The sequence below is a fragment of the Coxiella-like endosymbiont of Rhipicephalus sanguineus genome, from assembly GCF_018687865.1.
Map to the genome: position 1 here is coordinate 1 of NZ_NIQB01000057.1, position 13,873 is coordinate 13,873.

Sequence of the window (13,873 nt, forward strand, 5' to 3'; positions counted from 1 at the left end):
GCGTATTTTAGAGATTAAAAAACTAGAGGAAATATTTAGATTTATCAATGTGAAACACAAACCGGCACTGTCGCTTCTACGGAATTTTTCGGCTCCAGTGCGCTTAAATTATCTCTATGGTGATGAGGAACTCTTATGTCTCTTTCAATGTGACAGTGATCCTTTTGGTCGCTGGGAAGCAGGCCAAGTGTTTGCGAAGCGGTTGATATTCAATTTAGTTGCAGATTATCAACAACAAAAATCATTAAAACTTGACAATCGATTTATAGAAAGCTTCCGAAAAATTATTCAAGGACCGCATAGAGATCATGGATACGAAGCTACCCTCCTGCTTTTGCCTACGGAAGCTTATTTAATGCAGTTTATGAAAAATATAGATATCGAAGCATTGCACCCCATTCGTCAATTTGTAAAAAGAGAATTGTCAGCAGCCTTGATATCAGAGTTAACAACAACCTATGAAAATCATCAACTACCTGTCTACGAATATAGTTGGGCAGATGTTGGTAAACGTGCCTTGAAAAATCGTTGTTTGGACTATTTAACTGAAAATGGAGGAGATCAATACGTATTGGCTTACCAACAGTTTAAAAATAGCGATAATATGACAGATATTGTGGGTGCTTTGTTTGCCTTAATTAATCACGAATGTGAAGAACGCCAGCGCGCATTAGATGAATTCTATCAACAATGGAAGAATCAGCCTCTAATAATTAATAAATGGATGGCGTTACAAGCATCGTCACAATTACCGTCAACTGTAGAAACTGTGAAAAAATTAATTCAGCACCCTGCTTTCGATATCAAAAACCCCAATAATGTGTGTGCGTTATTAGTGACCTTTGGTATGAATGTTGTTTGTTTCCACGATAAGAGTGGAGAGGGTTATCGTTTAATTGCCGATCAGGTACTTAAAATTGATCCAATGAATCCACAGGTGGCTGCACGAGTATTACAACCACTATCCTGTTGGCAGATCATGGATGAAAAGCGTCAAGGATTAATGAAAGAAGAACTCAATCGGATTGCAGAAGCTCCACGATTATCAACAGATGTTTATGAAATTGTTACAAAGAGTTTGACATAATTTCATGAAGTAGATCTATACTTCGTAGATAATGTCATTCATATTTAGCAATACTTTATTTGTAAAATATCGTGTACTATTGTCAGGACCAGGGAATAGTAGGGGGATTACTTCACCATTTTTGTAAGCTACATTTTTTCGGTAAGTCCTTCCCTTAAATCCTCAATTGAGGGAAGCAACAAGGCGATCTTTGAAAGTGGGAGTTCCGCTACACTGGGTATGGCCTAAGATACAAACTCGATAATCGATATTAGTTTTTTCCTTAATTCGTTCAGCGAGCTTAAAACTATGACCTTAAAACTATGACTAGGTGCGTGTGCTTCAGCAACGACAAATAGATGCTGATTTTTTCCTTGCTGGTTCTTAATTTTTTGTGCCAACGTATTAACTTCAATAGGAAACTCAGAAATAACAATAATTTCAGAACCGCCCGCAATGTTGACATTAACGTGAAGCGTGACGCACGGCCGGCCCATAAGTTCAATTAAAAAAAATTCGCTCCAGACTAAATGCGGTATCTCAAATTTCGTCGATAGTCTCTAGTGCTGTATTACAAGCTGTATCAAATCCAACTCAATAGTTTGCGGCCTTAGTCTGTACCTTGAATATCATTGTCGATTGTGCATAGAATGCCAATCATTTTAGATCCGCCTTCGTGGTAGAGTTTTGAGGCTCCTGCAAAATTTCCATTGCCGCCTAGAATTACCATTTCATCGATTTTTAATTTTCTAAATATTCACGTGCTTTATTAGCGAACTTTATGGCGAATATTCTTAGAATGAAAATCCTTAAAAAAATAGCCTGTTCGAAAAATAGTGCCACCTCGTTGAATACAATTAACTACTGGTCAAGAATTTAATGAAACAATTTGTTGTTTGAACAGTTCTGTAAAACCCATTTGAGCACCAAAAACTTCCATTTCATAGTGTAGCGCGGCCCCCAATTCCGTACCACGGCTCGAATCGCTATCATACCCTGTGCATAGTCGCCAGAGGTAAGGATAAGTAATTTTTTATAGGATCCATTTATTTTCTTTAGTGGCCTTAGAGAGAGTCCGTCCGTTCAGGAAAACATAATTATTTTCCTACGTAGCGCATTGGTTTTCCCGAATAAAGATTTTCTTCAATTTGCTCTAATGTGGGTTGCTTTCGTTTCGGGTACCCATGGTGAATAAACAATAAAGCGATAAAGCGATAATACTGATAATAAAAAAGATTAAAAAAAAGATTAAAAAGGTGCCACTGGGGGACAAATATTGAATTAAAGTTAAAAACGTAATGGTAACCAGCCAATTAGAGGCCCAGTTGATGCCTGTGCAATGTTGGAACCTAACCATGGACTCTATAAGCAGAAAAATTTTGGATAACATTAACCACATAATGAGGCTAAGGCTGATGGTAAATTCTGCTATATAGATTAATAAACTTCCAAAGGCGATCCAGCGGAAATAATTTTGGTGCCCATGGGCTTCAAAAGCCCAACTTAAGACAAGCAAGCTAATGGACATCGAACTAACACCGATAAATTAAAAGTAGACGCTCGCCCTAGCCAATCGATTAAAGGAAGACTAATTATGGTGAACAAAACATTCACCGCTCCAATCCCCATCGTTGCAAGAATGGCAGTTTCCGCAGCATGAAAATCTGTTTTAAATTATGCTAGGAGCGTAGTAAAGAATAGTATTGGTATTGATACCTGTGACTTGTTGGAATATAGCAAGCCCTGCTCCGACAATTAAAGTAGGCTGAATTATTTTTGAAAACAAAGCCTTCCAACTGCCTTTTTTCTGTTGCAAAGTAGTTCTAATTTGTTTCAATTCTCTACGGAGTTTTTGCAAATCCATAGTGCTTTTTCATCTCTACCTTGGGATGATATCCACCGAGGGCTGTACGGAAGTCCTAACATTCCAATTAAGCAATAATGCAGCGGGAATAATTCCGGCTGCGAACATGGAGCACCAAGCGGAATGAGGAGCAAAGTAGTAATCTACCACATAGGAAAGAAAATACCGATCGTAATGGCTAATTGGTTGAGTGAAACTAAAGCTCCCCGGCCATAAGGCGGAGAGATTTCCGAAATATATAATGGCGCAATATACGAGGAAATTCCTAATGAAATTCCTAATGAAATTCCTATATTGACCCACAATAATACGACCAGTTAGTTACCAGCTAGCCAATCGAAGTAGCCATACTGGGAAAAGCCGTACCAATAATAAAAATCAAAGCGTCGATTATTAGTCGATTATTAATAACGTTTTTGACCGATGTAGTCAGCTAACCGACCACTAACAAGGGAACCAGTGAATGCCCCAATTAAAACAGCACTTACCACAAAGCCCTGTTTATTAAAGCCGTTCATTTGAGGAGAAAGATGAAATTGGGCGTTAATAAATAAAATTGCTCCAGAAATGACGCCTGTATCATAACCGAAGAGAATGCCAGCGAACCCAGCAATAAAAGCAATGATCCAATAGAAGCGACTTTTCTTTAGCGGAAGAGATGGTTTAGTTAATTTTATTAGGGACAATTATAACGTTTTAATCCAATCAATCAATTGATGTGGAGAATTAATTAAAACATCCCCTTCCCAACATAGGGGTTGACTATCTGCAGGAAGGTAGCCATAAAGAGCAACCATCGCCATCATACCGGCTGCTTTGGCGGCCTGAACATCTCCTTGAGCATCACCAACGTACAAAGCTTTCTGGGGAAGAACATTTGCAGTTTTACAAGCATAGAGTAAAGGTTCAGGATCGGGTTTGCGTTTTGTTAATTGATCCCCTGATACGAGACAACAGTATCGATGAGCTAGCTGGAAATGATCTAGTAAAGGTTTCGCTAACCAGCCAGGTTTATTTGTGACAATGCCCCATGTAATGTGATGATGGTCTAAATAATCCAATACTTCTGACATCCCATCAAAGTAAGTAGTTTTGTTCATCATGCAATGATGATAAGTCGTTAAAAATTCTTTTCGTAGTTCTGAGAAAGAAGGATGAGTGGCATCGATCTGAAAACCATTACTTAAAATACCTGTCGTTCCTAGCGCTATAGTGGGACGAATGATTTCTAAAGTAAGAGGGGACTCGCCATATTTAATTAGCAATTGGTTTAAAGCATCTACTAAATCGGGTGCCGTATCTAACAGAGTTCCATCCAGATCAAAAAAATAGCCGATAGTGAGTTTCTAAACATAATTTTTTGAAAAGCAGGCGAGATAATTGACTGACACATCAGTGCTTAAATCAAATTCATTTTTAAAAGGACGGTAATTGAGGCCACTCATGTCCACTAAATGCAATTGAACACTCTCCGTCCATCGAATTAATTCCGAAGGGCGAATGAATTGAGCGTAGTCGTGAGTGCCTTTGGGTAACCAATTTAAAAGATATTCTGCGCCGACAATGGTAAAAAGATAAGCTTTAAGATTGCGGTTAATGGTTGAGAAAAAAAGTTTACCGCCGGATTTCGTAAGCAGCGCACAGGTTTTTACCATCCGCGCAGGATCAGGAATATGCTCCAGTAATTCCATGCAGGTCACAATATCAAAGCGTTCGCTGGTATTATTTGCTAAAATTTCTACGTCTTGACATCGGTAATCGATATTTAATTGCTGTTGCTGGGCATGGTTCTTAGCGATGCTTATTAAAGCATCGCTCATATCAATGGCGGTAACTTGGGCACGGTGTTTGGCCAAAGCTTCGCTTAACAGTCCTCCTCCGCAGCTACATCTAGGATTTGTTTATCATTTAAAACTACATGCTGTTGAATATATTTTACTCGTATAGGGTTAATTAAATACAGAGGCTTCATGTGGCCTTCTGGATTCCACCATTCCTCAGCCATTTCAGAGAATTTGACGACTTCTTGAGAATTGACATTCTTCTTTTTTTCACTAGTAGTTGTTGTCATAAGTCTCTTCTTGAATGGCATTGAGAACCCCCATCAATTTCATAATTTAGCTGCTTCTAATAAGTTACTTGCAGAGAATTACGATTGTCTAACTTTTAAAGCTTCCAGTTGCTGGGACAAATTTTTTATCCGGGACGCCCGTATAATTGCTTCCACTTTTATTAGCTTCATTGATAGCGTGACGCAATTGGGACAATTCCATGGCAAACATTTTAAGAAGTTCTCTAGCAAGTTGAGGGCTATTGTTTAGTTAATTTTAACAGAGCTTGTCACTCAGTCAATAATTTTGTTTGCCATTTTAACCATTCTCTTTTTAAGAGAAATCTAGAGTTTGTAACAAGGTTCACAATCTTCGATATCTACTTCCGGTTGTAGGGTAACATGATTAATGTGATATTTTTGTTTTAAAACGGCCTTTAAACCTAGCAAAAGATCATCCCAAGCTGTCAAGTTTTTAATATTAACGTGAGCGGAAAGTGCTGTCATTCCAGAGGAAAGTGTCCAAATGTGAATGTCGTGTACTGATTTTACGCCATTAAATCGACCAATAGTTTGCGACACTTGACAAATGTTTAAATGGTGAGGAACGCCTTCCATGAGAACCATCATAGATTCGCGCAATAGCCGAGCGTTGGAAACCATTATTAAAACACCAATGAAAATAGAGAGGACGGGATCAATCAAGGTCCAATGAGTAAAGAAAATAACGATACCTGAAATGAGTGCAGCTCCTGTGCCAATGAGATCACTGATCACATGCAATAAAGTAGCACGAATATTTAACGATTTTTCGCTGCCCAAAAAAGCTTAGCAATTAAAAGATTGAGGAGAATTCCGGTCGTGGCAATAATCATTACAGAGAAACTTTGGACCGATGAAGGATAGTGAATACGTTTGATAGCTTCAATAATAACTGTTAGGGAAATAATAAACATTAGCACGCTGGAAACCCAAGCCGTGATCACTTCTGCTCGACCAAAACCATAGCTATGGCGGGGAGAAGGGGGTCGCAATCCAACCCAGGAAGCAAAGGCCGCAATTCCTAATGCAACAGCATCAGAAGCCATATGGGCAGCATCGCCTAAGAGAGCTAAAGAATGAGCAAAATAACCGCCAACTGCTTCAACCAGAGCAAAACCCACTATAAGGAAGATCACCAGGATTAAGATCCGGTAAGTGGCGGGTGAACTGTGAGAGTGATGATGATTATGATGCATGGTGCCATATTCTACACCATTTTGCTAATCGCTCACACTTCCACATTTGCTGATGTCTCATCGGATCTCTTCCATACGTGGAAAGGGAAAAAACGTGCTAATGGTGTTGTGGGGCATTAGAGTCTAAGGAATTGGTAATAAGCCTGGCCTAAGCCCGTGGGCAAGTCGCTTGCCTAAGGGGATTCTTTAATTCTATAACGGATTTCGTAGAGGTCGCACGTTTGGCTTGCTGTTAACAGGTAATCGTCTCTTGTTTTTAGTTCATCGACCAGTCGTAAATCCATGGCTTGGGAAGCACACACCAATGCTCGCCGGTGGGTACCTGTTCAATGTCCACGACCTCGCGATGCTCCTTGATGAATTTTTTGAAAAGCGTGTTCATCTCTTCGACTTTTTACCGCATTTTAGTTCGTCCCTTTTAGGTATTTTCACCGAAAATCGTAAGCGTGCGTTTATCATTCACCAGCAGTGATCTGTTCAAAGTCGATGGCCTTTTTTTTGTAAGTAGCAATAGAAATTAGGCATTTACGCTAGAATGCCGATGGAACCGAGGATTGCGAAAGGCGCAGCAATAATCTGATCAGCCACATAAGCCCATTAAATAACCGCCACTTGCGGCCATTTTATCGATGGCTACTAGTTAATTATTTATAACTTCTTTAATTATTTGTAATTGGGAAGCAGCTAACCCATAGCTGTGAACCATTCCGCCACCACTTTCAAGGCGCACGAGAACCTCATCCTCTCGTGATCTTTTTTTGTGATTTTAATTGCAATTTAAGCTCATGTTTGCTTTTAATGGCATGTGGAAAAATGCGGTTGTATTCTTCATATTTATCATTGAGCTTTCGAACATCCAGCTTACCTTTTCATTTTCCTTTCGCATACGCAAGCATACCTAAGAAGGCAAAAAGAATAATCAAAATAGCACCCACAATGCTGAGCAATTTAGCTAAAAATAAACTGTAGTTACTAAGAAATTCCATGCCTGCATCTTATCATTGCCTATTGTTATCATTGCTTATTGTTTTGTGCAAAAAGATTGTTTTTTTATCTTTTTTAGCTAAAAGATCAATTCTAATCGCTAGTAAGAAGAGCTATTCAGGATTAGAGTTTCAATATAACCTATTTGGATAAAGCGCAAGTTTTGGATTAGAATAGATCATGCATCAAATTAATGGTACTTATTTCTTTTTTCGAGGTATTTAAATGTTGAATCGCCGAGGAGTTCGATGATTTGTTCTTATCCCTTTTATAATTAACCTGCTCTTATTTGCTTTTCCTTTATGGTTGGGAATTCATTTTTTCTCTATATTCATGCATTGGATTAAAAATTTATTATCGCAATGGCTGCGATGGGTTAAATTGGCTGCTCTGGATTTTATTTGCTATCTCATTTTTTATTATTGTGGTTTATACTTTTACCCTGGTTGGAAATATTATTAGCGCTCCTTTTAATGGTTTTCTAGCAGAAAAAATAGAAAAATTAGAAACGGAAAAAGATCCAGAGAGCAGTGGTGAGTCCATTTTAAAAGACATTCCGCTAGCCCTTAAACGACAAGTTTAGTTTATCTTTTATTATCTTTCTTGAGCTATTTTGGTATTAATTTTATTTTTTATTCCGTTAATGGAAGTTATTGCAGCGCCGTTATGGTTTTTATCAAATGCTTGATAAATTTAAGTTTTGGTACTACTCTTATGTTGGCGATAATGATTTCCTGGTGTTAATTTCTTTGTCATGTGAATGGTAGTGGTTGGCGCGGCGCCACGTTGCTTTATATCTTAATTATCGAAATCTATGGAAATGGTTGATTTTTTCTTGACAAATATGCCCCAATTTTGAATTAATTAAAGTTATGGTTAATAATTATCTCTCTTCATTTTTTGCCTTACGACCCAAACTCTTGCTGCTGCGGGTAGTAAGATTATCTTCATTAACATAACTTATATACCTAATACCTAATTCAAGAAATTTTCGAGTTAGAGGGATAGTAATAATGAAACGTACTGTAGGCGCCTTTGCCTTACTATTTGCGGCTGGTGGGATGATGGGCTCAGATTAGTTATTTCGCCTTTATTTCGCGGCACGTTTGGCCAGCTCTTCTGAAATTCTCGCATAGATAATTAAGGGCGGTTTGATGATGCTCATTGCACTAACATTTGCAGAATTGGCAAGTAGCTTCCCTTTTATTGGTGGAACAGTGCGTTATTTGCAACTCAGTCACGGACCGCTTGTCGGCTTGGAATAGCTTGGATAGCTTAGGTTTCTTCAATCACGGTAGCTCTAATTGAAACGCTCGCATTATTGCATTATACCAGTAATTATTTAACTTGGTTAATGCACTCAGGGGAAGGGAAAGCAGTTTTGACCTTGCCAGAATTAGGGATGGCAACCGTCCTCTTGTTGATATTAAGTGTCATAAATACTACTAGCGTGCGTTTATTTAACTCGAGCGAATGCATTTATTGTAGTTGCTAAATTAGCTGTTCCAAATTAGCTGTTCCAATCCTTACTGAACTAATTTTATTGCTCTCCGATTTTTATATTCAGAATTTTGTGGCTACTGATTTTTCTCCCCAGGGGATAAAAGGAATTTTAACCGCTTTTCCAATGGCCGGTGTTATTTTTTCATTCATTGGCTACGGTCCCCTGTTATCCAACTCGCTGGAAAAGAAAAAAATCTATAGTGTTCAATTCCATGAGTTATTAGCGATGCTCTAATTATTTGTATTATTTTATATATGTTATTGTAAATTGCTTTTATTGGAGCTTTAAATCCTAGTTCCTTCCACCAAGGATGGCCTACTTTACATTTTCAAGTTGACGCGGGTCTTTTTGCTGGAATTCTCATTGCTTTAGGTATGGTGTGGCTTCCCAAATTGCTTTATTTGGATACTGCTGTTTCTCCCTTTGGAACAGCGTTAATTTACACAACGTCCATAGCACGAATGAGTTAAGCTTTAGACAAAAATGACTATTTACCTTCATTTTTAATGAAATTAAATCGCTTTGGTGTTCTTTCATCGAATGATTATGGTCAATTTTATCATTGGACTCTTTTTATTTTTGCCGTTTCCCACATGGAAAAATATGATGAGGTTTTGGTATCTGTATTAGTATTTGCTTATGCAGTAGGACTCTTATCATTAATCGTTTTGCAAAAAACCCTGTCTCAGCAGACGTGCCCATTTTGCCTGACAATGGCTAAAACACTGAGTTTTTTACTTTTTATGTTTATAATTTAATTTTTTATTAGTCTAGTTAGGCTGGAAAGTTATTTCGAAAATGGTGGTTACTATTTTAATAGACTATATCTGGCTTGGTTTATATTTACTTTTTAAACACAATTTAATTTGCACTATCGCCAATCTTGGTAGTTTTTTTATATATCATCGGAATTGCTTTTATTTCCTATTATGGCTTGTTTGGCGGTAAAAATAGTTTATCTTTCGGGTGGAATTTTGAAGTAATTACATTTTTCAGTGCAATAATTTTTAGTTTGGCTTTATAGTGTGGCTTCGGTGAATTGCCTACAGAAACTCTGAAATTGATTCGAGTGAAAAATCTTTATTAATCACGAGAAGCATTTTGGGCAAATTTCGCTTCGAGGGAAATCCCTTTCATTTCAGGTACTAAAAAGCTAGCAAAAATACCAAGCAAAGAGGCAATAGCCACAAAAATCATGGTGAAGGGTAATCCCATACTTTTTAAAATTAGGGGTAAAAAGAAAGCCCCAATAAAAGCACCAGCCTTGCCAATAGCAGCAGAGAGACCATGGGCTCTAGCACGTATATGGGTGGGGTATATTTCTGAAGGAATTAAAAATGTAGTAGCGTTAGGACCGAAGTTAATAAAAAAGAAGCTGATGCCAAATAGTCCAATAAATAGAGGCAAAATCTGTCGGATACTGGGAATACCTGCAATTAGAAAATAACACAAAGCCATGATCGCAAAACCCATTATTTGTAAGGATTTTCTTCCAATTTTATCCACGTAGGTGGCTGCAAAAAAATATCCTGGAACGGCGAAACATAAAAAAATGAGTGCTGATAACAAAGTGTGCTTTAAAAGCGATGCATGTGGACTAATGGCATTCATGATGAGAACAGAGGATACGCCATTGCCATAGAGGGCCACGTCCAATAGAAACCATGCACCAGCTGTTCCAAGTAAGCATTTGAGCCATTTGGAGGAAAATAGTTTTTCGGGTATAGGAACAGCGGTAACCCTAATTTCGTTTGTATGGCCTGCTAAATCACTAATAATTCGACTCACTTCTAGGGGAGTTTGCTTGCTAAGCAAAAATTGGGGAGTTTCTGCTATTTTTCTTCGTAAATAAAATACAGAGGCCGCTGGGAGTGCACCAAAAGCCAGTAAGATACGCCAGATGTAGGGATGAGGAATATGGCAAATCATTAGCAGAGAGGCGAAAAGTGGCCCTACAATTAACCCAACAGCTTGCATAGCAAAAACGAGTAGCACTAAAAAGCCCCGGTTTTTCGATTAGCGTATTCGCTCGCTACCACAGCACTAGTGGGATAATCTCCACCGATTCCAATACCGACTAAAATTCGTGAGATTAAAAGCCAGGTAAAAGAAAGCGAGAAAGCAGAAAGTAATGCCCCAATAAATAAAATAAATACTTCGACGCCATACATTTTCTTACGCCCCCATTTGTCAGCGAACCAGCCAAAAATTACAGCTCCGAAAGCTGCTGAAGCTAAGGAAGCACCATTAAGTAAAGTAATTTGATTAGTGGTGAGATGCCATAAAGGCATTAGTAAAGCAGTAACGACTCCGATGACAAATAAATCGTAAGCATCTGTAAAAAATCCTATCCCTGCGGTGACGACCATCCGCCAATGAAGACGGTTAAGTTTTTGTTCATCTAATTTCAGTGCGAGGCTCTTAGCCTTGTGAATATTCATTCATGCCCTCATGTTGCGATTCTAACAAGAACCATAGCAGTTGATTATGACGATTTGATGACAACTTTGTGTTCATAAGGAGATTGGAATCCACTTTTTTCTGCCGAGAAAATCGTTCTTTTCTAGTGAGGAAAGTGGCAAGTGAACGTACTTCCTTTGCCTGGCTCACTTTCAATATGTAAATCACCTTGATGACGCATGAGCACATGTTTGACAATGGCTAACCCGAGACCCGTTCCGCCGCTCTCGCGGGAGCGCGCTTTGTCTACACGATAAAATCGTTCGGTGATGCGTGGAATATGTTCTTTAGCAATTCCGATGCCAGTATCAGACACGCTAAATACAGCATGACCATGGTCCGAATACCATTTTACGTGTATACGGCCCTTTGCCGACGTATATTTCACTGCGTTAATGATGATATTTGAAAACAGACTTTTTAGTTCTTCTTCTGATCCACTGATGTATAAATTGGTATTTGTTTCGAGTTTAATTCTATGTTGTTTTTCTCCGCTGATTCTTTTGGCATCGGCGCAAAGTATTTTTAAAATTTCAGAGACGGAGACGTTAACCTTTTCTTCGGGGGGATGGTCATCGCTTTCAAGACGGGAGAGTAACAAAAGATCATCAATGATCGCCTCCATCCGGGCGCTGTATTGATACATTTGACTAAAAATTTTTTGATAGCGTTTAATTTCTGGTTTTTTTTCTTAAGTAAAGTTTCCAAATAACCCCGAATAACGGTTAATGGTGTTCGGAGTTCATGGGAGACATTAGCGACAAAATCACGCCGAATTCGCTCTAATTGATTGATGTGCTCTCTTACTGCCTTAGGTAAGGTTTTTAAATTTAATTTATTACTTTTCTGCATCATTAGTTGCAAACTGATATCCAGTTCCTCTAATTGTTTTAATCAGATGATGGTAATCATGTTTTTTTAGTTTATTTCGAAGACGAAGAATGTGAACATCGACTGTGCGGTCATCTAAATAAACATTTCCACCCCAAATATAAGTGATAAGCTGGTCCCGAGTATATGTTTTATTAGGATGCTTCATAAAAAAATAAAGCATTTTATATTCGATAGGTGAAAGGACTAGAAGCTCTTTATTGATGGTAATTTGGTGCTTAGCGGTATTGATGACAATATTTTGATGTTTAATTTGGTGGGATGGAAAAAGTAAAGGTCCTCGACGTAGAACTGTTTTTATTCTTGCTATTAATTCATCAGGAGAAAAGGGTTTTGTAATATAATCATCAGCGCCCATCATCAATCCTTTAACTTTGTTCTCTTCTTCAGCTTTAGCAGTGAGCATAATTATAGGAATGTCTTGAAAATCAGCTTGTTTTTTAATCCATTCGATAAATTCGATACCACTTTTTCCGGGTAACATCCAATCGAGTAGAATAAGATCAGGCAGTTGATTTTCGAGCTGTTTTTTCGCTTTTATTACATCTTCAGCATCGATTAACTCGAATTCCGTAAGAAGAGAAAAGCGAATCATGTCCCGAATGGCCGCTTCGTCTTCAATAATAAGTAAGGTTGTTTTTTTCATTTCTAAGCGAGATCTTCTATTTATTTTCAGGATACTTAGTATAACGAATTTTTAGCAGGCATTCCCCGATAAAATTAAGATTTCAGCAGTTTTGGTGAAGTTCTGGACTTACGATTTTGGAGAATACTTCTATAATGGAGTTATGAAAAGGTCTCAAATTCTGATAATTATTTTAGTTAGTTAGTTGTTGGCGGGCATTGCTATGGTGTTTGGTTGGTGGCGTCCTTTAAAAAGGGAGAATCAACCCAATCAAATTCAAGTATCGATACTAGTCTAGCTACCGGCCTCGAAGTACCTTGGGGTATGGAGTTCTTGCCGGATGGGCGGTTCTTAGTTACAGAAAGGAAGGGTACTGTCCGGCCTAATCGACTTGAATCAAAAAAGGACGGAAGCAAAAATCATTGCCCGAATTAATACAGTGGGGGGGAAGGGGAGATACTGGGAATTGCTATTTATCCCAATTTTAAAGAAAACTATTCAGTTTATCTTTAGTATACATTATAATTATAATTTATACCTATCGCCATAAAAATAATTCTTAAGCTAGTCCGTTATAAATTAATAAATGATTAGTTAATAATGATCAGTTAATAAATCTAAAAATCTTATTGGAGAAAATGCCAGGAGCTAAAGCTAAAAACCACACGATGGCGGAGGAATTAAATTTGGTTCTGATGGGAATTTGTATATCAGTACCCGGGATGCCTAAGAAGAAAAATTAGCCCAGTACTTAATTGTCTCGCTGAAAAAATTTAAGAATTAAAGACGATGGAAGTGTTCTAAATGACAATCCTTATCCTGGGTGCCTCATTTATCCTTATGGGTCTCGAGACCCGCAAAGGATGGCTTGGGACTTTTCTTCAAATCTTTGGATAACCGAACATGGTTCTATCATTCACGATGAGATTAATTTATAAAATCTGGAAAAAATTATGGGTGTCCTGTAATTCAAGGGGATGAAAAAAGAAGGGTTTGGAGTGGAAGCTCCGGTTCTCTAAAGCGGCATGATTTTGGGGGCTTACATAGCAAAAGCTTGTATGAATTCAATTTAAAAATTAAAAAATTAAGTTATTATTTTCTAGATTAATTTAGCCGGCTAAGAGCGGTGGTACTAGACCCTGATAATTTATTATATATCTCACAACTATATATCTCACAACTATATATATC

General features: G+C 38.0%; 15 protein-coding genes and 4 pseudogenes. 4 read left to right on the forward strand and 15 right to left on the reverse strand.

What is annotated here, in order from left to right:
* The coding region (locus B1F79_RS03340) for a DUF3458 domain-containing protein (protein WP_251365992.1) at nucleotides 1-1,087 on the forward strand (1,087 nt) is incomplete at its 5' end.
* Between the two features lie 224 nt (nucleotides 1,088-1,311).
* Here B1F79_RS03340 and B1F79_RS03345 read toward each other — a convergent pair.
* The 12 genes and pseudogenes from B1F79_RS03345 to B1F79_RS06915 all read right to left on the reverse strand — a co-directional run bounded on the left by B1F79_RS03345 (nucleotide 1,312) and on the right by B1F79_RS06915 (nucleotide 6,948).
* A complete protein-coding gene (locus tag B1F79_RS03345) occupies nucleotides 1,312-1,563 on the reverse strand; it encodes a 6-phosphofructokinase (RefSeq protein ID WP_251365993.1) in 252 nt (83 codons plus the stop codon).
* A gap of 113 nt (nucleotides 1,564-1,676) precedes the next feature.
* Nucleotides 1,677-1,796 carry a 6-phosphofructokinase gene (locus tag B1F79_RS03350; protein WP_251365994.1) on the reverse strand — a complete coding sequence of 40 codons (120 nt, stop codon included), beginning with the start codon at nucleotides 1,794-1,796 and terminating at the stop codon, nucleotides 1,677-1,679.
* 773 nt (nucleotides 1,797-2,569) lie between these two features.
* Complete coding sequence (locus tag B1F79_RS06910) at nucleotides 2,570-2,695, reverse strand: hypothetical protein (protein ID WP_372443127.1); 126 nt, start codon at nucleotides 2,693-2,695, stop codon at nucleotides 2,570-2,572.
* A 40-nt stretch (nucleotides 2,696-2,735) separates the two neighbouring features.
* On the reverse strand, nucleotides 2,736-2,903 hold the full coding sequence (locus tag B1F79_RS03355) for an MFS transporter (protein WP_251365995.1): 168 nt from the start codon (nucleotides 2,901-2,903) through the stop codon (nucleotides 2,736-2,738).
* Nucleotides 2,904-3,073: 170 nt separating this feature from the next.
* Nucleotides 3,074-3,616: pseudogene (locus B1F79_RS03360) on the reverse strand (MFS transporter).
* Nucleotides 3,617-4,267, reverse strand: a complete 651-nt coding sequence (locus tag B1F79_RS03365; RefSeq protein WP_251366000.1) for an HAD family hydrolase — start codon at nucleotides 4,265-4,267, stop codon at nucleotides 3,617-3,619.
* A 9-nt stretch (nucleotides 4,268-4,276) separates the two neighbouring features.
* Nucleotides 4,277-5,001, reverse strand: a pseudogene (gene ubiG / locus B1F79_RS03370) (bifunctional 2-polyprenyl-6-hydroxyphenol methylase/3-demethylubiquinol 3-O-methyltransferase UbiG).
* 88 nt (nucleotides 5,002-5,089) lie between these two features.
* Entirely contained in the window at nucleotides 5,090-5,212 is a 123-nt protein-coding gene (locus B1F79_RS06365) for a hypothetical protein (RefSeq protein ID WP_285896384.1), read from the reverse strand.
* Between the two features lie 113 nt (nucleotides 5,213-5,325).
* Nucleotides 5,326-5,802, reverse strand: coding sequence for a cation diffusion facilitator family transporter (locus tag B1F79_RS03375; RefSeq protein WP_251365996.1), 477 nt, complete (start codon nucleotides 5,800-5,802; stop codon nucleotides 5,326-5,328).
* Entirely contained in the window at nucleotides 5,781-6,218 is a 438-nt protein-coding gene (locus tag B1F79_RS03380) for a cation diffusion facilitator family transporter (RefSeq protein WP_251365997.1), read from the reverse strand. The genes B1F79_RS03375 and B1F79_RS03380 overlap by 22 nt, the downstream gene beginning before the upstream one ends.
* Nucleotides 6,219-6,391: 173 nt before the next feature.
* Nucleotides 6,392-6,520 (reverse strand): hypothetical protein, encoded by a 129-nt coding sequence (locus B1F79_RS06370; RefSeq protein ID WP_285896385.1) that lies wholly within the window; start codon nucleotides 6,518-6,520, stop codon nucleotides 6,392-6,394.
* Between the two features lie 338 nt (nucleotides 6,521-6,858).
* On the reverse strand, nucleotides 6,859-6,948 hold the full coding sequence (locus tag B1F79_RS06915; protein WP_372443128.1) for a hypothetical protein: 90 nt from the start codon (nucleotides 6,946-6,948) through the stop codon (nucleotides 6,859-6,861).
* 543 nt (nucleotides 6,949-7,491) lie between these two features.
* Between B1F79_RS06915 and B1F79_RS03385 the strand changes: the two genes are divergently transcribed.
* Nucleotides 7,492-7,785 (forward strand): EI24 domain-containing protein, encoded by a 294-nt coding sequence (locus B1F79_RS03385; RefSeq protein ID WP_251365998.1) that lies wholly within the window; start codon nucleotides 7,492-7,494, stop codon nucleotides 7,783-7,785.
* A gap of 2,004 nt (nucleotides 7,786-9,789) precedes the next feature.
* On the opposite strand, the pseudogene B1F79_RS03390 reads toward B1F79_RS03385, so the two are convergent.
* From B1F79_RS03390 to B1F79_RS03400, 3 genes and pseudogenes are all read right to left on the reverse strand, one after another.
* Nucleotides 9,790-11,147 (reverse strand): annotated as a pseudogene (locus B1F79_RS03390) (MFS transporter).
* 122 nt (nucleotides 11,148-11,269) lie between these two features.
* Nucleotides 11,270-12,021: pseudogene (phoR, locus tag B1F79_RS03395) on the reverse strand (phosphate regulon sensor histidine kinase PhoR).
* Entirely contained in the window at nucleotides 12,005-12,703 is a 699-nt protein-coding gene (locus B1F79_RS03400) for a response regulator (RefSeq protein WP_251365999.1), read from the reverse strand. Before B1F79_RS03400 ends, phoR begins: the two are co-directional and overlap by 17 nt.
* 261 nt (nucleotides 12,704-12,964) lie before the next feature.
* Between B1F79_RS03400 and B1F79_RS06920 the strand changes: the two genes are divergently transcribed.
* A complete protein-coding gene (locus B1F79_RS06920; RefSeq protein WP_372443129.1) occupies nucleotides 12,965-13,117 on the forward strand; it encodes a PQQ-dependent sugar dehydrogenase in 153 nt (50 codons plus the stop codon).
* 344 nt (nucleotides 13,118-13,461) lie between these two features.
* Nucleotides 13,462-13,620 (forward strand): PQQ-dependent sugar dehydrogenase, encoded by a 159-nt coding sequence (locus B1F79_RS06925; RefSeq protein WP_372443130.1) that lies wholly within the window; start codon nucleotides 13,462-13,464, stop codon nucleotides 13,618-13,620.
* Nucleotides 13,621-13,873: the final 253 nt, after the last annotated feature.